Here is a 20476-nt window from a genome sequence, read left to right on the forward strand (position 1 = left end):
ACGGTCAAAATCGCCGGCAGCACTTGATGTAGGATAAGAAAAACGGGGGAGTGTTTTTTTATTGAGAAGGTAAAGGTTTTCATTTAAGGAGGCCTGTCAGTCTGAGCTTGTCGAAGACTCGCGCGCAAAGGCCTGCCCACCATACTTCGACAAGCTCAGTATGACACCCCCCGTTTTTACTTCTCATGGTAGGACTAAGCACCCGCTTCGCTCTTTATAGCGAAACTGTTTGTCGGAGGAGACAATAATTTCTTTATCTGCCTTTCTGCAAAAAAAGTATATTCGGCTTTACATTTACTTTGATGGTCAAGCTGTTTACATCCCGTATTTTTTTCAGTTGTATTTTATTGTGCATCCTTTTTGCAATGGTTGCGCATGCACAGGTTAAGGAAGAAGGTATTATTCCGAGACCCGTTAAGATGGTAAAAACAAACGAGGTTTTTACGTTTAACAAATCAACAACCATAGGAACTGCTCAAAAGATCGATGCGGATGAACTTACGTTTTTCAATGCTTATTTTAAATCTGCTGCCGGTTTTAGTCTTCCTGTAAGTCATAAGTTGAATACTTCCATTTACTTAACTATTGACAGTGAAGCAGTAACCCATCCCGAAGGATACAAGCTGTCTATTACAGCTAAAAAGATCAAGATCATTGCTCATGATGAAGCAGGTGTGTTTTATGGTTTGCAATCGCTTATCCAATTACTAAAAGTATCCAATGGAAAAGTAACGGTCCAAAGCTGCGCCATTATGGATTACCCCTGTTTTGCCTACCGCGGAATGCATTTAGATGTAAGCCGTCATTTTTTCAAGCCCGAAGCTATCAAAAAATGGATAGACCTGCTGGCACTATACAAGATCAATACTTTTCACTGGCACTTAACTGATGACCAGGGCTGGCGCATCGAAATAAAAAAATATCCTTTACTGCAAAGCATTTCGGCTTACCGCGATGAAACTATTATCGGTCATAAAAAGGATAGTCCGCATAAGTTTGATGGCGTACGTTATGGCGGTTATTATACCCAGGATGAGGTTAAGGAAATTGTAAAGTATGCCACTCAAAGGCACATCACTGTGATCCCGGAAATTGAAATGCCGGGCCATGCATTGGCGGCGCTGGCCGCTTATCCGCAATTGGGCTGCACCGGCGGGCCGTATAAAACCGCAACATTTTGGGGCATTTTTGACGATGTGTATTGCGCCGGCAATGACGAAACGTTTACCTTTTTACAAAATGTGATGGATGAGGTATTGCCGTTGTTCCCTTCAAAATATATCCATATAGGTGGCGATGAATGCCCTAAAACCAAATGGAAGGCCTGCCCCAAATGCCAGCAGCGCATTAAGGACGAGCATCTGAAAGATGAAAAGGAACTGCAAAGCTATTTCATCGGCAGGATGGAAAAATACCTGAACAGCAAAGGCCGGCAGATCATAGGCTGGGACGAGATCCTGGAAGGCGGGCTTACCCCCGGTGCAACCGTCATGAGCTGGACTGGCGAAGAAGGTGGTATAGCTGCCGCCAAACAACATCATGATGCCATCATGACGCCCGAAAAATATGTTTACCTTGACTATTACCAATCGCTTTACCCCGCCGAGCCATTAGCAGGCGGAGGTTATACACCACTAAGCAAGGTCTATAATTATGAACCAATAACCGGCGACCTGAGCGGCGATGAAGCTAAATATATCAAAGGCGTACAAGCTAATGCCTGGAGCGAATACATGGCCAATCCCGCACAGGCCGAGCGGCAATTGTTTCCGCGGATGCTGGCTTTGGCTGAAGTTGCCTGGAGTTCAAAGAAAAATAAAAGCTATCCGGATTTTTTGAAACGACTAAGGTACCAGCAGCCTTTGCTCAAAAAGTTAAATATAAACGCGGCTGATGTATTTGATGAGATCACCGATTCGGTAACAGAAACTGTAGATCATCAAGTGGCGCTGAACCTTCAAACAACTTTACCCAACAGCAAAATTTATTATTCAAACGATGGTAGTACACCTGGTTTAAATAGCAAGATTTATGCGGGTGCAATTACCATAACCTCATCGGGGATTATTAAAGCAGCTGTTTTTAATAATGGCAGGCAGCAGGGCCGGACCTATGAAAAGTCATTTACCATTCATAAAGCCATAGGCAAAACGGTAACGCTTAAAAACCAGCCGCAAGGAGGGTTTAGTCCGGGTAATACCTTTGGTTTGGTAAACGGCATCTTCGGCAGCAAGCTTTATAATGACGGGCAATGGTATGGTTTCAGCGGAGATGATCTTGAAGCGGTAGTTGACCTTGGAAACGTGCAAAGCATATCAAAGCTTGGCATTAACATATTAAAATACCACTGGCAAAAAATGTGGGAGCCAACATTGCTCACGTTCGAGGTATCAACAGATGGCAGTAATTATACCGAAGTTTACCGCCAGACTGATTTCCCGGATAACGGCATCAACGCTGTAAGGGCAAACATCAAAACACAGCAGGCAAGATATATCAGGGTAAAAGCAACTAACAAAGGGATTATTCCGCCGGGTGAATACATCGCCGGCGCGAAGGCTTGGTTGATGGTGGATGAGATAATTGTGAATTAATGAACTATGGTCGTCTGAACTCGAATTTATTGAGTTAGGGAATTTATTGAATTTGCTGAGCATTCTGTCCATTCTTTTAATTCAATAAATTCGAGTTCAGACAACATTCATAATCAGCGTAATCAACGAAATCACCCTAATCAGCGGTTATTTTTTTATATTTTTATACCAAACACTAATGCCTGCGTTATGTTGAGTAAAAAGTTTTTAATATTTGTCACGAATACTCATTCCCCAAGTATAACTCAATGAGCAAAGTATTTACTATTACCGAAGGTTTGGAAAACATGGGGGCTTTACGAACGGGCGGCCAGGGCTCTGTTTATAAAGGTCGCCGTTATGGGCCTATTATCACAGCGGTAAAGCTCCTGCCCACTCCTATTCACACCGAAAGCACCGACGATAAAAATTTTCGCAATTTCCAGAACGAGGTTGAAAAACTAAAAAAGGTAAACGAAGAGCCTAACCCAAATGTGGTTAAGATCCTTAATTCGGGTATTACCGAAAGTGGTTCGTTCCCGTTTATCGAAATGGAATATATTGATGGCCCCGATTTGGAAGACCTGCTGAAACCACCTCATGAGGCTATCTTCAGCATTAAAGAGATCATCAAACTGGCCGATCAGCTGGCAAACGCGTTATCGCACTGCCACAAAGTTTCGGTAAAGCATGGCGACATCAAAAGCAACAATGTAAAGTTCAACGTACATACCGGAAATTACGTGCTGCTTGACTTTGGTCTTTCGGCCATGTCTGATGATCAGCGCCGTACCAGTATACGTCATGCGGGCGCTATTGAATTTATGGCGCCCGAACAAAACGAGGGCCTGATGTATTTTCAAACCGATGTTTACAGCTATGGCATCATCCTGTATGAATTGATTGGAGGGCAAGTGCCCTTCCCGCTAAAAGATAATGGCGAAACTGCCCGCAACGCCGTGATGCTGGCCCATATGGAGTCGGAGATGCCTGATGTAATGGAACTGCGCCGCAAAAACCTGCCCGAAAGCTGGTCGGACGAAAAAAAGGAAATGCAAATGCAGGTTCCGGCCTGGCTATTGCAGATTGTAGCTAAATGCCTGCAAAAAGACATCAATAACAGGTATGCCAACGGTATTGAATTACAGGAAGCTTTGATGCAGGGCAGTATCGGCGCTATCAGCCCAACGCACCCCGATGAATCGTGGAACACCGAAGTTTTATTGAAGGAAAATGAACGCCTGCAGGGGCTGGTGCTATATTACCAGGAAAACGAGAACAAGCAACCGGCACAGGTAGTTAACAGCGAACCTGTGGACAATAAAGCGGTGCGCATGTCAAAGCCAATTTTTGTTTTGTTCATGATATTGCTTTGCGGTTTCACCGTTTTCTCTGCAGTGGTGATGGATAAGTTTGGCGGGCGTATTTATAATGGGGTGGTTAGCAGGCTGTTTAAACCTTCGAAAAAGGCAAGCGATTCGGCTGCAAGTAGTAAAATTATCCCCTCCCAAAAAAAAGACTCTGTACAGCAGCCTAAGGCCAGTGATTACAAAGATGAGAGCAATATTCCACCGGAAGTTGATTCAACCGCCGATTCGATATTGCGTAACATACAACGGGCAAAACAACAAAAGGAAGATACGCAGTTTTATCGCGATAGTGTGAAAAAAGCGGATACCTCTAACTTAAACTTTTAATGATTTAGCAAATACAGCATGGAACCTAAATCAACATTTTGGAAACGGATAGGCCTTCAGGACTGGTTTTTACCAAACGGAAAACCAGTAAACGAGGAGGCTGTAAAAATAAAAGCGCTAACGCCCGATGACGTGTATTTATACATCATCGAAAAATTCAAGGAATCGATCAAGCAGCTTTCTTTTGCCGACAGGATAGTTTTTTACCATGAATTTATCATCAGCTTTAACGAGGAAGATTACCAGGATTTTGTAAATAACCGCTCTGGCTTGTTCGGCATTATTGTTAATGAATCTGTAAAAAAGTTTTATGAATTGCTGCGCGAACACCAGGAAGTAGGCAAAAAGGTGGAACCTTCAAGCTCAAAATGGGTATTCAGGCTGGTATCACACCCGGATTATAAACGCGGCGATAAGGGCTTCATAGGCAAACTGCTGCCCGGCACAAGCGCCAAAAAAGAAGAGAACCTGCGGGTTACCTTCATTCCGCGCCAAACGGGTGTTGCCCAAACGCTGGATATCAGCAATGAGGTTTTAAAAGGCTTTACTTATTACAGCGAGGGTTATTATGAATTGCCTTATGCTAATGACCTGCAGCACAACGAAAAGGACGTAGTTAAGCCCGGAACCAAGGTGCTGGCCCGGCTGGAAACCATTATGCCCGATAAGCAGTTTGTTGGCCGCAAGGTGGAGTACCTGATCAAGGATGATGATATTGTTGTATCGGGCAGTGATGAGGAAAGGGACGAGCAGGCCGTGTTTAAGGTACCGTCTGAATGGGTGAACACCCCCCACCTGCGCATCCGATTAAATAAAGCCGATGGCAAGTTTTACATGGCATCTTTTGGCGAGCGTACCCTGATCAACGAATTGGAAGTAGCCGGTAGCGACGTGAATTCGCCGCAATGGGTTGAGCTGCCGTTCAACTCCAGGATCCTGCTCAATGGCATAGTAGGTATTAACATATTTAAACCCGAACCATAATGTCACAGGTATTATCAATAGGGCTGCTGGCAATATGTGTGCTGTTATTGGTAGCTCATTTTATCGACATAAAAAAATCCAGTTAAAACCATGGCAAATAATTTTTTCGGGATAACAGATACCGGTAAGCAAAGGCAAAACAACGAGGACGTTTTTATTGCCGAAAAATCTGGTGATGGTAATTTTATCATTGCCTGTGTGGTTGATGGGGTTGGCGGTTATGCCGGTGGCGAAATAGCTGCCGAAATTGCCCGCGCCACCATCCTGGAGCAATTGCAATATATAGCCGGCGATATTGTGCCGCTGCTGGTAAATACTTTTACCATTGCCAATCAACGGATCTACGACGAAAAAGTACAAAACAAAGATCTTGAAAACATGGCCTGTGTGCTTACGCTGGCCGTGGTTGATGTGATCAACAATAAATTTTATTATGCCCACGTTGGGGACACGCGCCTGTACCTGCTGCGCGATTATTCGCTGATCAAGATCTCGAAAGATCATTCTTTTGTAGGCTTCCTGGAAGATTCGGGCCGGCTGACCGAGGAAGCGGCCATGGACCATCCCAAACGCAATGAAATTAATAAAGCCCTTGGCTTTGCCGGGCAGATAGGCCAGGATCCCGATTTTGTGGAGACTGGTAACTCGCCCTTTTTACCGGGTGATATCCTGCTCATTTGCAGCGACGGCTTAACCGATCTGGTTGATAAAAGCAAGATCACCAGTATCCTTACCAGCAGCGATAACCTGCCCGAAAAGGGAAAAAAACTAATTGATGCAGCCAATAACCGTGGTGGAAAGGATAATGTGACCGTGGTACTGGTACATAACGATAAGGAGCGCAAGCAACACAGCGCCACTAAACCAGTGGTAGCTGCTGTAAAAGCGCCCGAACAGCAGGAAGCAATTACGCCCGCCCCGGTAAAAAGGCCGGAAGAGCCTGATCCTGTGGTGAAAACCAAAGGCAACGGCGGCACAGTAGCTGTACTTACCCTGCTTTGCTTTATCTTTTTGGGTGGATTTATCTGGCAGTTTAAAAAGAACGCCGATCAGGCTGCTATTCCTAAAAAAACAGATACGTTGGTAGCTCAGCATATTAAAAACGCGGTAGAGCTCAAGCTTCAGGATACTATTAACAAATTAAAAGGCCATACGCTGTTACTTTCGGCGGCTGATTTTCAGCAGCCTATTGTGCTGAGCGATACGCTGCATATCAATAAGGATAGCCTGTATATTAAAACAAAGGGTGCCGTCGTATTTAAGAAAGATTCTACCTATTCGGGCCCGGCTATCGCGCTGGCTGCTAATTGTAAATATGTAGTGTTGGATAGCGTTGCTTTTGACGGCTTCCGCACAGCCATTATTACACACAACGATGCCTTGGTGCTGAAAAATGTGCAGTTTAATAACTGCTTAACGCCGGTCCAGGCATCGTACATGTTCCCTAATAAAAAATACATATCAGGCAGATTGTTTGGCAGCATGTTCAAAACTGATTCTGTTCCAACTAAAGCTACCCACTGATAAATGGCCCAGGAAAATCCCAAGGTACCCGGCAGGAGAATGGAACGGCTGTTCCTGTTGCTTACAGGCATATTACTGGCCGTTTTATTTTTGAAGCTCTATAGCGTATTGCAACTTAAATTCACTGATGTTGATAAGCGCCTGAAGGACGGTACTATCGTAAATCTTAACTCGCCCAATACCGCTCAAAACGTAAAGGCGCTGCTTAAAAAGGGTTATTATTTCGATGATCCCAGGGATGTTGATTACATTGAATCGGTAATAGCATCGCGTAAAACAACCGGCGACCTGGTTGATAATACCGGCGAACTTAACAAACGTAAATACTACGTAAATGCCGACGAGGCCTTTGAAAAAGGCGGTGAAACTTTCAAGAAACGCGTACTTACCTCCCGCACACTTTTAGGCTATACCGGCGATGATTCCATCCGCTTTGAACAGGAATTGAAAAATCCACCATCATTGGGTGCCCAAACCGATCTCAACCTTGGCGAATACAGCATTAAAGGTACAATAGCCCACAAAGGCGAACCTGTGCCCGGTGTACTGGTAAAGCTCACCATGATTTTGCCCCGCGACAGCATTTTCAGCGATGAGGAGACCGGGGCTAAAACCTCCTATTCGGAAAATGCCTCATCATACAAAAAACTGTATGTACTTAACGATCAGAAAAAGAAGGTACTGCAGTCATTAACCGCCTTTGCCCGTACCGATGAACAGGGGCGGTTTGTATTTGCCAAACTGCCAACCGGCAAAGCATTTTCGGTATTGCCCATGCAGCCCGGCTTTGAGTTTGGCCGCTCGCAGGGCGTTGACGAACTGGACAAAGACGTAACCTTTAAATTTAACCAGGCACCTCATAGTATCAAGCTACTCTCTACCCGCGATTTTAACATCCTGAAAAAAGAGGGTGCCTTTATCGTGCGCTACCAGGAAGAGTTTAACATGTGGTACTGGATTATAGCCGGAAGCTTTTTTGCAAGCTTTATCATCGTACACCTGTTACTCAGCGCCCGGTATCCTAATGCCGATCAGATCATTTTACCCCTGATCATGATGCTTACCGGTATCTCATTCCTTACGCTTTTAAGCCTGCAAGACCCACTGCGCGATAGGTTCCTGGCTAAGGATACGCTTGTTTATTTGGGCATCGGTATGGCGGGGATCTGCATCATTCAGCTATTTAACCTTCGCCGTCTTAACCCCGACTCAGGCTTTTACCGTTTGCTTATTTTTAAATGGAGCAGGAGTGCCGCCAATGGCTGGCCCTGGGCTATTGTTGCCATGGGCATCCTCTTTTCCACTATCTTGTTTGGTACCGGCCCCGAGGGTAGCGGTGTAAAAGTTAACCTGCTGGGTTTTCAGCCAAGTGAAATTGTAAAATACCTCATTGTTATCTTCCTTGCGGGATTTTTTGCCACCAACGAAAAATTCATCAGTCAATACGCCAGCTGGGGCAAGCGTTGGTCGTTCTTTTCTTTTGCACTTATAGCCACAATAATAACCCTGCTGCTGTTTTTGGTTTTAGGCGATCTGGGTCCGGCCATGGTGATCTGTTTTACGTTCATCATCCTGTTCTCTTTTTCCCGCGGCGATTTCCTTTATATGGCGGGCTTTGTGGTGCTATTTGTGCTCACTACCTGGTTTTTTGATAATATATGGCTTAGCGCGGGCATCACATTTTTTTCGCTCGGGAGCGTAGTATTTTTCAGGCGGAGGAGGTTGAGTGAATCGGCCATTATGGCGCTCGTAGTGATCACTGCTTTTTTAACCATCGATAAAATTCCGGGGCTCGATAAAATTATCCCCGGTCCGGTGGAACGCCTGGTTGAGCGTAAGGCCATTTGGCAAGACGCCTGGAATAATGAAGTTTATGGCGGCGACCAGGTAGCTAACGGACTTTGGGCCATGGCCAGTGGAGGGGTAAGCGGACAAGGTGTTGGTCAGGGCTTTGCCAAAACTATCCCCGAGGCACATACCGATATGATATTGCCATCCATTGGCGAAGAGTTTGGCTGGGCCGGCATGGCCGCGGTGTTCATCTTGTTTTTGTTGTACCTGCACCGCTCCATCATCATAGGTCGGCAAACGGGGATGCCCCTGCTGTTTTACCTCAGCGCAGGTATCGGGGTATGTACCTTTGTGCAGTTTTTGCTGATTGCGGGCGGCTCTATCGGAGCATTGCCATTATCCGGGGTTTCCCTTCCTTTTGAAAGTTACGGCGGCTCATCATTGGTAATAAATCTGCTGGCAGCGGGCTTCCTGTTGTCGGTATCATCTGTTAGGGGTACGACTGTGCAAATGGATTATATCACCAAACAACAGGATAAAAACCTGGTACCTGCATTGGCAGCCGCGCTTGCCGGAGTGGTATTATTGGTGGTGAATGTATCGCGTTACACAACAGATAATAAGCAATGGGTTGTAAAACCTGCTTTGGTTGCCGATAAAAGCGGCCTGCGAATGTTTAGCTATAACCCACGTATAGCCATATTGATGAACAGGTTGCAGGCCGGTACCATCTATGACCGTAACGGCCTTATCCTCGCTACCAGCAAACCCGAGCTTATCGAAAAACAAAAAAACAAATTAAGCGCTTCGGGCATGCTACATTATGACCTGGATTCGGCTATGCACAAGCGTTTGGACAGGTTTTATCCTTTTGAAGAACAAATGTTTTTTTGGACGGGCGATCAAAACACCGGTGTCTTCAACGGCAGCACCAACGGTTATTTTGCCGAGTATGAACATGCCGCCGAACTTCGCGGGTTTCATATGCCTATCACCAATTATAATGTGAAGGCATCACGTTACCAGGAAGACCGGTTCCTGCCCCGCGGAATGAAAGAAATGACCGTAGCTAAAAAGGACTACAGCGCCTTGGCCAATCTCCTTGTAAGTGATATCAACGGCCCAGAGGTAGAGGCTTTCAAAAACAAAAACCGCGATGTAAAGCTCACGATGGATGCCGATCTCCAAACCAGTATTCAGCAATCTATCGCTTCCGACACTTCGCTGTATGATAACAGGGTTTCAGTAGTTATCGTGGAATCCAACACCGGCGATGTGCTTACATCGGCACAATACCCGCTGCCTCCTGTGCACAACTGGGACCAGTTGACTATGCCACTGGCCGATCAGAATAAACTGGCTACCTGGTTAACCACTACCGATCTGGGTTTTACCTATGCCAGTCAGCCTGGTTCAACGGCCAAAGTTTTAACGGCGATGTCGGCATTTAATAAATTAGGCATCGCTGCATCTGAAATACAATATCATGTGAGCACCCAGGAGCGGATCCGTACCAAGGGCATTGAGCCCGACGAGACAGGGATGATCACCATGGAGCGCGCCATTGCCAAATCAAACAACGTATATTTTATTAAACTGGCCAACCAGGAACACCTGGAAGAGTACATGGCAACGCTGTACCTTAAAACAGGGATGTTTTTGCATGGCGTAGGCGGTTACTATTATAATAAACCGGTATTGAATGCCACTCAGGAAGATAAGTGGCGCACCTTATGGCGTAAAACCGAATTTAATACCAAACCACGGTACGATCCTAACAATATCCATAAAACAAGGGCAAAAGGTATTTCGGGCATGGCCTGGGGGCAGGGCGAGCTGATTGCTACCCCCGCGGCGGTAGCAAGGCTGGTATCAGGCGTGGCTAACGACGGTATGTTACTGGCAAACAGGTACGCGCTAAAAATTGCCGATTCAACAGTGGCTGTAAAAAGCGGTATCAAGCTGGCCGAAGATCCGCGTTATGCTGCTTTGTTAAAACAATATATGATTGAGCAAAGTGCGCCTAAAACGCCTATATTAGGCATCAAGGTAGCGGGCAAAACCGGTACGCCGGAACGTATTGTAAGGAACCAGAGCGTTAACGATGGCTGGTATGTTTTCTTTGCACCAAAAGAAAAAGGCAGCGGCTATTTGGTGGTTTGTATCCGGGTAGAATCAACCCGCGGATCATCAGACGCGGTACACCTGGCCGGCAATCATGTGATCCCTTTCCTGCTGAAAAAAGGTTATATAAAAAGCATGGAAACGGAAACCACTACCGAAGAATAGTGTTTAAGCAGAAAGGAAAGAGCAAATGGCATTTAGTTTATTTAAAAGGAGCGGCGAAAAACAACCCTGGGATGTAAAAAGCTTACGTGAGGCTATATTACGTTTCATTAAAGAATCGTTACAAAAGATAGAAGGTGGAGAAGGTGGCCATATCAAAGAGCTGAAGCTTTTTATAGTTGCCGATGCCGAGGATAAGCCTATTTATGAGGGCGCGGTTTATGTACATGATAAAGCGTTGTTCAAAAACGAGGTTCAAAAAATAGCCGACGATTTTGACATCAATTTGCCCCCTGACTGGACGCTGGACGTTGAGTTCACGGAAGAACTCCCGGCGGAAGCGAAAAGGATTCCCGATCTGGATGCAGCCTTTATCATGAATACCCGCAAGCAGGTTGCTCATAATGCGGCCTCCTTTACAGCCTATTTACGGATCCTGAGCGGTGAGGCCGAAAAAGAAGAATACCTGATTAAAGCTACCGACCCCAAACTCTACATTGGGCGAGATAAAAAGTCCGTTACCGAAAATGGATCGTTCAGGCTAAATCAATTTGTTTTTCCGGGAGAGAGCAGGGACGAAAGTAATAAATACATCAGCAGGCAGCATGCCCATATTGAATGGGATGCAGAAAGCGAGCGCTTCATGATCTTTGCTGATGAAGGCGGCGTACCTCCGCGCAATAAAACCAAGATCCATATCGCGGCCGATGGTAAGATGATCAAACTCAATTCCACTCAAATTGGCCACCCCCTAAGTGAAGGCGACCAGGTAATATTGGGAGAATCGGCGGTGTTTTTGTATACTACGATAGCAAACCGATAGAGCTGAGAAAAGAACGGGCGTTAGGAAGCGAAAGAAAAATCCCTAACCATGCACTGTCGAAATGACCTTCCTACCGGCATATGGTTAAAGGGAACTTATTTCCTGTACTTTAATCGCTTCCAAAATCCCATCCCAAAGTGCAATGCGCGCCTGTAATGCTTCTTTAACAGCAACAGTCGCTTCGGCCCATTTGCTGTCATCATCGCCGCAAAGTTCGGCGGTCATTTGATAGGCCAGTTGGGAATGATGATCGCCGTCAACTTCTATATGGCGCTCAAGGTAGTATAACAATATATCAACCTTACCCGGCAATTGTTGGCTCAGCTCCTTTACTATGCTTACAAACATATCCGGAATCAGGTCTTCACGGCCAAAGGTGAATACTGCAGCTTGCAGATGATCTTTATTGGTACCGATAACATCAAATGTGTGCTGCACAAAATTTCGGGCGGCAACAGGAATATTGGCAATGATCAGCGCTTCATCAATATGCTTACCGAAGTTTAATTCATTAAACAGGTTATTGATGCCTTCGGCGGTACTCCCCGCTTGCTGCATGGCACGCAGGTAAAGCTCAAAATGGCTTGCACGGTTTCCCTGCTCATCCATATCGCTTTCTTCGCCCGCAACAATTTCATTAATAAGATAACGGGTATTGGCGTTCCCGGTTGGCATCCATGGGGTGACGGTGCAGGTAAGTTTTTGCTGCAAAGCTTTTAACAACGACATAAAATCCCAAACAGCAAACACATGATGCTCCATAAAAACAGTAAGCTCATCAAGCGATGTAATATTTTTATAAAGCTCGTGACTGATAAGCTGATCGCGTAAAGGCTGGATCTCGTTTTTTAACTGTGCAATGCGGTTGCTGTAATTTGCCATATATCAAAAATTGTATGGGTGGCAAAAATAGCAAACAACGTGGCCGCTAATGAAATGATTATTTTTTTTGACGACGGGGTGATGGGGGGATTATTTAATCATAATTACTTTAATAAGGATTAAAAGCACAGCTAACTCGGAACGGATCAGATTACTGCTACAAGCGATATCATTAACTTAAATTTAAGAAATTGACAGGCTGCCCCAGAGGGGCAAAAGGTTTGTAGAAAAATAATGTAAATTTGATTAGAGCACCAGAGGTGCTCAACTTAACGAACCTGATCACGAAGGATGGCAAGAACACTTATTCTCAGTTACATATCCACATCGTTTTCGCCGTAAAATATCGTATGGCGTTAATTGAAGATACCTGGGCCGAGCGGTTAAGAATGTACATAACTTCGATTATTCAAAACCAAGGGCACAAATTAATAGCTATTAACAACATGCCCGATCATCTGCATTTATTTATCGGATTAAATCCCAATCAATCTATTTCTGAAATTGTGCGCATCATAAAAAGCGACTCATCCGAATGGATTAATAAACAAAAATTAGCCAATGGCGGATTTCAGTGGCAGGAAGGATATGGAGCTTTTAGTAATAGCAGGTCACAAATTGATAAGGTGGTAAACTACATAGCAAACCAGCAAGGGCATCATCGAAAAATTACATTTTTAGACGAATACAGGAAAATGCTAAATGATTTCAATATCGAATTTGACGAACAATATATCTTTAAATTGCCTCAATAATTAACTTGTTGGCTTTGTTCAGCCCCTCTGGGGCTGTAAAAGGAGGGGCATTTATTTTTCTACAAACCTTTTGCCCCTCTGGGGCAGATCGTCATGCTTAATAATTCACCTCCATAAGTTTACCATAAAGATTCGAAGCATCACTACCTTTCACATAACTCCTTACTTCCCCACCACTATCTTCTCCCCCATTCGTACGTTGATATCCGAACCAAGTGCATAAAAAGCAGAAACCGGCTCTTTTTCCAAAAACGGCTTAAAAGCTGCGCCATAGAGTGCGGCAACATCAGCGTCAAAAACATACTCGCGCACCAAACCCGTTTGCCATGAAACATGCTCAACCTGGTACTCCATTGTTTTTATTTCACTTAAACCGTTGTATCCCCAGTAATGTTCTAAAATAAACTCTTCCGGGCTGCCGGGCTTAATATCAACCAGGGTGTCGCTTGCCGTAGCGCCAAGCTTGTTCCAGCGCCCCTTAAGTTTCCATTCGTATAAAAATTGGGTATGGTGATCTGTTGTCGCGGTTATAAAGCTACGCATGGGCAGTGCACGGTAATGTTCCTTATAAAGATTGTTGGCAATGAGCGCAATCATGCTTTTAGGTACTATTTCGCTTATAAAAACGGCGCCGCGCTTCCATTCGGTACCATTAAAGTATCGCACGTAAAACCGCAGGTTAACTTCTTCAAAGTTTATATGCCAGGGCCATTTAATACCCAGTACCCGGGTATCCAAAAACATGAAGCCAACCATGCTTACCAGCGCTTTTCCTTCCCAAAGGTCGAACAGCGTTCCTGCCGGCGTATAAGGTTTTAATATTGCCGCATCAACCTCGTAATTGAGCATTACGAGGTTTTTCCACTGGGCCTTTAAAAATTCTTTTTTAGCCATAAAAGAAAAATCCCGCCTTTTCACGGGCGGGATCAAATAAAATGATTAATTATTTTTTATAATATTTCATGGCCTCGGGTATGAGGTTTTGGATATTGGCAATACGGGTTGCATCAGCAGGGTGCGTGCTCAAAAATTCGGGTGGAGCACCTCCTTTATTTTGGGCTGCCATGCGTTGCCAAAAAGCAATGGCATTATGCGGGTCATAACCGGCCATAGCCATAAAGGTTAAACCTAAACGGTCGGCCTCCGATTCCTGGTTACGTGAATAGGCCAATAATTTCAGCTGGCTTCCTACTCCATATAAAGTACTTATGGCAGTTTGCGTAGCCTGCGATTGCTGGCTTGTGGCTGCGCCTACTAACTGACCACCGCCTTGTACCAACATCTCCTGTGAGATCCGTTCGGCCGAGTGGCGGGCAATGGCATGCCCAATTTCATGGCCCATAACTACAGCAAGATAGGCATCGGTATTGGCAACAGGCAATAAGCCGCTGTAAACCGCAACTTTACCGCCAGGCATGCACCAGGCGTTAACCTCATTGCTTTGAATCAGGTTAAACTCCCATTGAAAGCTATACTGATCGCCATAACCGTTTTCTTTGAGGTATTTTTCAATGGCTACAGCCAGCCTGTTACCAATGGTTTTAACGCGTTGCGCGTCGGCGCCGCTGGCCACCACTTTGGTTTTAGGGTCGGAGAGCAGTTGCTTATAACTTGCCGCGGCCGACTGGTTCACTTCGGCATCGCCAACAAGGCTTAATTGTTTACGGCCGGTTAAGGGCACAGTTGAGCAGGAAAAGACAGCCATGATGGCTATCAGGACTAATACAGGTTTAAACTTTTTCATGGTGATCAGGCAGCTGTTGTTTTCTTCTTAAAAAAATTAACTTTCGATTCTTTGCCTCTTATTAAGCGTTCAATGTTTTTTTGGTGGGTTACCAGCACAAGCACGCAAATACACATGCCATAAATTACTATCGACCGGATAGGTGTCGGAAAAACAAATGTAACGCCTATAGGATAAGTAAAGGCAGCTGCAATTGAACTAAGCGACACATATTTTGAGATCAGTAACACCGTTATAAAAACCACTATACATAATAAGGCAGCATGAAAATGTATAGCCAAAATCATTCCAAACAAAGTTGCAACGCCTTTACCGCCCCTGAAACCTGCAAAAATAGGGAACAGGTGGCCCATAACTGCCGCTATGCCTAAAGCCAGTTCATAATTGGTATATGCGGTTGAATTGATAGCACCTGTAGCAGATGCGCCAATGAAATAAGCAAAGTTTGTAGCTGCCCAGCCTTTAAATATATCAAGCAGCATCACAGGGATACCTGCTTGTTTGCCAAGCACCCGAAAAGTATTTGTTGCACCGGCATTACCGCTTCCGTACTCGCGTACATCCACATTGTAAAAAGCCATACCAATCCAAACAGCCGTAGGTATTGAGCCGCACAGATAAGCCATTATAAGTGCTGTAACAGAGTAAACGGTTATCATTCTCCTGCAATATTACAAAATTGAAGCGGTAAAAGCGTTTTAATCATAGCGCTTTTACCACTAAACTTTGTTTAACAATGTGTTATTTGATATTTTAATTACCCTATTTTACGGCTTTCAGGCTAAGGTCAAGGCTTTTAACCGAATGGGTAAGCGCCCCAACAGAAATATAATCGACCCCGCAATCGGCATATTCACGTATACTATCAATGGCGATACCGCCCGAAGCTTCGGTAATATAACGCCCTTGTATTATACCAACAGCCTGCCGCAGGTCATCAAAATTGAAATTATCAAGCAGTATGCGGTTCACCCGGCCGGTTTGTAAAACCTGCTCCAGTTCATCAAGGTTACGTACCTCAATTTCAATGGCAAGTTTTTTTCCATTGTCGGTTAAATATTGATTAGCGCTTTCAATAGCTTGCCTTATTCCGCCCGCATAATCTACATGGTTATCCTTAATCAGGATCATATCGTACAAACCAAATCTGTGGTTTACGCCTCCCCCTATACGCACCGCCCATTTTTCGAGATAACGAAGCCCCGGCGTGGTTTTACGGGTATCTAAAACTTTAGTATTGGTTCCTTTCAGCAAATCAACTATCTGCCGGGTTTTTGTAGCAATTCCCGACATACGTTGCATACAATTTAGTACCAAACGCTCGGCGGTCAAAATGCTGCGCGAATTGCCCTCAACCTCAAAAGCTATGTCTTTATATTTAACTGGGGCTCCGTCCTGCAAAAACACATTAAGTTTAAGGCTTGGATCAACCACATGAAATATTTCGGCAGCCAATTCAACACCGGCCAATATTCCTTCGTCCTTAACTAAAAGTTTTGCTTTGCCGGTAGCGTTGGCAGGGATGGTTGAAAGGGAGGTATGATCGCCATCGCCCACATCCTCACTTAAAGCATTATTTATAAACTGGTGTATTAGTTCTTTATCCAATTGTGTACTTTTTGAGTGTCAAAAGTAACAACAATTTTTAAATGGAGGGGTTTGATTATGGTAAAGATAATGGTTCATTGTTCATGGTTCATGGCAAATCTCTGACTATGAAAACGGTTCAGCTCCAAACAGGTGCTATGAACCATTAACTATGATCCATGAACTACGTCACTTCACCTTTTCATCCTCAATCTTCAGCTCAACAACGTTAGTGCCTTTACCCGCGTCTTTAAGCGTGATGGCAACCCGAAATTCGCCTTTATCTGTATTCAAAATATAAACACCAAAATGATAATTACCCCCCGAATTTATTTTATGTAACAGCTTAATACTTTTAGGCTTATTCCTGGCGAAGAACTTATCCAGTATAACCGTAGCCTGGTTTTGCGAGTAAACATTCTCGTCTTCCATAATGGTGATCTCCACATTATTGGCAAATAGTTTGGAAAGCTCTTTTGTATTACCTGTTTTTAAAAGATTGGCCACGTTATCTATGGCATCTGCCGTTGAGGCATATGGAAGCAGCAGTAAAAAAATAAACGACGGCAGGTATATTAATTTCATACAATAATAACGTACTAATTGGTGCTAAAGTTACAAAGAGCAGTTAAGTGTTTACTTGCTTTTCAATAAACTAAAAAGCTGTGTTTCTTAAAACTGTATAATAAACACTAACAGTATAATTTAAGTTTTATTTCAGACTGCTAACCTAAATTAAAAAATTATATATAAAGTACCCCGTTGCCTTTATATTTGCATTGTGGAAAACAAAAAGAAACTCGCACTAATAATACTTGATGGCTGGGGTTATGGCCGCAACGATCAATCAAACGCTATACTGGCTGCCAATACTCCTTTTGTTGATGGCCTGCTTAAGCAATATCCAAATTCAAAACTTGAAGCCTCAGGAACATCGGTAGGTTTACCTGCCGGGCAAATGGGCAATTCGGAAGTTGGTCACATGAATCTTGGCGCCGGTCGCGTAGTTTACCAGGAGCTTGGCCGTATTCATAAAGCGGTTGATGATAATGAGCTGCCAACCATCCCGGTATTAAAAGATGCCTTTGAATACGCCAAACAAAACAATAAAGATGTACACTTCATCGGTTTAGTATCTGATGGTGGTGTACATTCGCACATTCGCCATGTAAAAGGCCTTTGTGATGCTGCTAAACAACTGGATGTTAACAATGTATACATCCATGCTTTTTTAGATGGCCGCGATACCGACCCTAAATCGGGTTTGGGTTTTGTTACCGAATTAGAAGAGCATATTGCCGGTACCGGCGCTAAAATTGCTTCGGCAATTGGCAGGTACTATGCTATGGACCGCGATAACCGCTGGGAGCGCGTTAAACTGGCTTATGACCTGTTGGTAAACGGTATAGGTGCACCAACTCAAAACGTTACCGATTTAATCAAGCATTCATACCTTGAGGATGTTACCGATGAGTTTGTAAAACCGATAGTTGCTGTTGATGACGCAGGAAAACCTTTAGCCGTGATTAAAGATGGCGATGTGGTGATCTGCTTTAACTTCCGTACCGACAGGGGCCGCGAAATCAGCATCGCGTTAACTCAAAAATCATTCCCTGAATATAATTTACACCCGCTGGATATCCGTTACATCACCATGACACCATATGATGAAACGTTTAAGAATGTTCAGGTTGTTTTCAACAAGGAAGATCTGACCAAAACATTGGGCGAGATCCTGCAAAACGCAGGTAAATCACAGATCAGGATTGCCGAAACCGAAAAATATCCTCACGTAACCTTCTTCTTTTCGGGTGGGCGCGAAAAAGAATTTGATAACGAAAAACGTTTATTAGTACCATCACCAAAAGTGGCTACTTATGATCTTCAGCCAGAAATGAGCGCTGCGGGTATCCGTGATGCCATTATCCCTGAACTGGAAACCGGCTGGCCTGATTTTGTTTGCCTTAACTTTGCCAACACCGATATGGTGGGCCATACCGGTGTTTTTAGCGCCGTAGTTAAAGCAGCCGAAACTGCCGACAGCTGCACCAAAGCTGTTGTTGAAGCAGGTTTGGCCAACGGCTATTCGTTTATTATCCTGGCCGACCATGGCAATGCCGATTACATGATCAACGAAGACGGATCGCCCAATACGGCACATACTACCAACCTGGTACCATGTATTGTGATTGACAAAGATGTAAAAGAGGTAAAAGACGGAAAACTGGGCGATGTGGCGCCAACCATATTAAGCATATTAGGTGTTGCCATCCCTCCCGAAATGACTGGTAATGTATTGGTGTAATCCAAAAAACATAAGCAAAGCCGCCCTGATGGGCGGCTTTTTATTGTTAATAGCAAATTTATATTCCTGCCGGCCCGATAACAGGCAAAGCGGTGCCAAACTGGTTTACTTCGACCTGAAAGAATTTTTCAGGGCCGATTCGGCACGGCTTACCAGGCTAAACCCCGAAGTAAACAAAACGGTTACCCACAATGGCGTTACCGAAACCAAAATAGTACACATTGGCAACTGGAACCAGGAGCTTAATTTGTTTATCCAGTCGGACATTAACCGCCCGGCCTGGAAAAACAGCTATACAGTTAGTACAAGTGATAGCGCTATTATTTATAAGGCCCGTACCCCCGAGCTTAAAACCCGCCGCATCATTATCAAAAAAGCCGGCGATAAAGTGGAGTGGATCCTGATCTACAACCACACAAAAAACTTACTGTACGAAACCAACGAAAAGTTGAGTTATTTTCCCGATTCACTCTACCTGATCCAAAAAACACAACACGTGAAACTGATGGGTCGGAACGATTACAAGGTGCAGGGAACGTTGCCCAAAAGATAAAAGAAAAAATTCAAAAAAATTCTTAATGCTTCACCAGCGTATTGCTTGTAGTAGCCTGGATCAATTTTTCTTTCGACTGATCGATCAGCGCAGAAATATCCATACGGCTTGGGTTATCGGAAAGCACCTTTTCCAGGTCGGCGATAGATGCTTTTAATGAATTGATACCTCTTGCTCTATCGAAAAAATGGGAGGTTGGTTGTAATTTAAACATACCATAGTCGCGGTAAGCTATGCCCCTGTTTTGGTAGTATTTGTTATCCCTGAGATCGCTGTTAATAGAGATGGCTTTTGTAAGATCCACAATAGCGCCTAACAGGTAAAGCTCCTTGTCCGCCGCCGAAGCCTGGCTGTCTCTGCCAAGGTAGCTTTTTGCCCTTGCCCTGTAATAGTAAGCGGTCGCATCGGCCGGCTTTATAGCAATTACTTTGGTATATGCCAGTATCGATTTTTTGTAGTTATCGCTGTGGTAGTATGAGTAGCCCAGCATCCACATGGCATTGGCGTTTGTTGAATCAGTTATGCACGCCTTTTCCAGGTGTGACACTGCCGAGCGGAAGTCGCCATCCATGAGTGCCTGCTGGCCAAGCCGTACATAAGCGTTTTGCGCTATAGCCGACTCAAGCGAAGACATGATCAGAAGGGGCAGGATAACTGATAACTTCATTAAACGGATTACTGGTAAAACAAAAATGGTATAATATTAACTATTAATACATCAAATTATTATGCCTTATCGCGGTTTTGTTTAAATATTTTCACACGTAAAAATAATTTGAGCACAGCGATACTATGACTTTTTTTCATCTTTACCAATAAAATCTTATTTATTTACAATTCGTTTTACAAATTTGTAACAAACATGTACCCAGTACGTTAAATCACCAAATTAATTGTTGTTATTTATTATCGTAACTTGGCACAGCTCTTGAACCATTGTTATGTGCGATTGATAATCGCAATTTAACCTGT

General features: G+C 44.2%; 16 protein-coding genes. 9 read left to right on the forward strand and 7 right to left on the reverse strand.

Annotated features, from left to right (window positions below; translation table 11 throughout):
* Window positions 1-302 precede the first annotated feature (302 nt).
* The 6 genes from MusilaSJ_RS10460 (at window position 303) to MusilaSJ_RS10485 (ending at window position 11678) form a co-directional block, all read left to right on the forward strand.
* Window positions 303-2594: a glycoside hydrolase family 20 protein gene (locus tag MusilaSJ_RS10460; protein ID WP_274989922.1), complete on the forward strand. Its 2292-nt coding sequence runs from the start codon at window positions 303-305 to the stop codon at window positions 2592-2594.
* Window positions 2595-2842: 248 nt separating this feature from the next.
* On the forward strand, window positions 2843-4270 hold the full coding sequence (locus MusilaSJ_RS10465) for a serine/threonine protein kinase (protein ID WP_274989923.1): 1428 nt from the start codon (window positions 2843-2845) through the stop codon (window positions 4268-4270).
* Window positions 4271-4288: 18 nt separating this feature from the next.
* A complete protein-coding gene (locus tag MusilaSJ_RS10470; RefSeq protein ID WP_090531839.1) occupies window positions 4289-5254 on the forward strand; it encodes a hypothetical protein in 966 nt (321 codons plus the stop codon).
* A gap of 90 nt (window positions 5255-5344) precedes the next feature.
* On the forward strand, window positions 5345-6778 hold the full coding sequence (locus MusilaSJ_RS10475; protein WP_274989924.1) for a protein phosphatase 2C domain-containing protein: 1434 nt from the start codon (window positions 5345-5347) through the stop codon (window positions 6776-6778).
* Window positions 6779-6781: 3 nt separating this feature from the next.
* Window positions 6782-10858, forward strand: a complete 4077-nt coding sequence (locus MusilaSJ_RS10480) for an FtsW/RodA/SpoVE family cell cycle protein (protein WP_274989925.1) — start codon at window positions 6782-6784, stop codon at window positions 10856-10858.
* Window positions 10859-10883: 25 nt separating this feature from the next.
* Entirely contained in the window at window positions 10884-11678 is a 795-nt protein-coding gene (locus MusilaSJ_RS10485; RefSeq protein ID WP_274989926.1) for an FHA domain-containing protein, read from the forward strand.
* Between the two features lie 84 nt (window positions 11679-11762).
* On the opposite strand, the gene MusilaSJ_RS10490 is transcribed toward MusilaSJ_RS10485, so the two are convergent.
* Window positions 11763-12560: a DUF3050 domain-containing protein gene (locus MusilaSJ_RS10490; RefSeq protein ID WP_274989927.1), complete on the reverse strand. Its 798-nt coding sequence runs from the start codon at window positions 12558-12560 to the stop codon at window positions 11763-11765.
* 242 nt (window positions 12561-12802) lie between these two features.
* Between MusilaSJ_RS10490 and tnpA the strand changes: the two genes are divergently transcribed.
* Window positions 12803-13315, forward strand: coding sequence for an IS200/IS605 family transposase (tnpA, locus tag MusilaSJ_RS10495; RefSeq protein ID WP_274989928.1), 513 nt, complete (start codon window positions 12803-12805; stop codon window positions 13313-13315).
* Between the two features lie 162 nt (window positions 13316-13477).
* On the opposite strand, the gene MusilaSJ_RS10500 is transcribed toward tnpA, so the two are convergent.
* From MusilaSJ_RS10500 to MusilaSJ_RS10520, 5 genes are all read right to left on the reverse strand, one after another.
* A complete protein-coding gene (locus tag MusilaSJ_RS10500; RefSeq protein WP_274989929.1) occupies window positions 13478-14209 on the reverse strand; it encodes a YqjF family protein in 732 nt (243 codons plus the stop codon).
* Window positions 14210-14258: 49 nt separating this feature from the next.
* Window positions 14259-15059 (reverse strand): M48 family metallopeptidase, encoded by an 801-nt coding sequence (locus MusilaSJ_RS10505; RefSeq protein ID WP_274989930.1) that lies wholly within the window; start codon window positions 15057-15059, stop codon window positions 14259-14261.
* Window positions 15060-15064: 5 nt separating this feature from the next.
* Window positions 15065-15718, reverse strand: a complete 654-nt coding sequence (gene plsY / locus MusilaSJ_RS10510; protein WP_274989931.1) for a glycerol-3-phosphate 1-O-acyltransferase PlsY — start codon at window positions 15716-15718, stop codon at window positions 15065-15067.
* A gap of 103 nt (window positions 15719-15821) precedes the next feature.
* Window positions 15822-16667, reverse strand: a complete 846-nt coding sequence (gene nadC, locus MusilaSJ_RS10515) for a carboxylating nicotinate-nucleotide diphosphorylase (RefSeq protein ID WP_274989932.1) — start codon at window positions 16665-16667, stop codon at window positions 15822-15824.
* A gap of 168 nt (window positions 16668-16835) precedes the next feature.
* Window positions 16836-17231 (reverse strand): DUF4783 domain-containing protein, encoded by a 396-nt coding sequence (locus MusilaSJ_RS10520; RefSeq protein WP_274989933.1) that lies wholly within the window; start codon window positions 17229-17231, stop codon window positions 16836-16838.
* A 196-nt stretch (window positions 17232-17427) separates the two neighbouring features.
* Here MusilaSJ_RS10520 and gpmI point away from each other — a divergent pair, with 196 nt between their 5' ends.
* Both gpmI and MusilaSJ_RS10530 read left to right on the forward strand, forming a co-directional pair.
* Entirely contained in the window at window positions 17428-18951 is a 1524-nt protein-coding gene (gene gpmI / locus MusilaSJ_RS10525; protein ID WP_274989934.1) for a 2,3-bisphosphoglycerate-independent phosphoglycerate mutase, read from the forward strand.
* Window positions 18938-19504, forward strand: a complete 567-nt coding sequence (locus MusilaSJ_RS10530) for a hypothetical protein (RefSeq protein ID WP_274989935.1) — start codon at window positions 18938-18940, stop codon at window positions 19502-19504. The genes gpmI and MusilaSJ_RS10530 overlap by 14 nt, the downstream gene beginning before the upstream one ends.
* A gap of 22 nt (window positions 19505-19526) precedes the next feature.
* On the opposite strand, the gene MusilaSJ_RS10535 is transcribed toward MusilaSJ_RS10530, so the two are convergent.
* On the reverse strand, window positions 19527-20171 hold the full coding sequence (locus MusilaSJ_RS10535) for a tetratricopeptide repeat protein (RefSeq protein ID WP_274989936.1): 645 nt from the start codon (window positions 20169-20171) through the stop codon (window positions 19527-19529).
* Window positions 20172-20476 lie beyond the last annotated feature (305 nt).

This window comes from Mucilaginibacter sp. SJ, from assembly GCF_028993635.1.
GTDB lineage: Bacteria > Bacteroidota > Bacteroidia > Sphingobacteriales > Sphingobacteriaceae > Mucilaginibacter.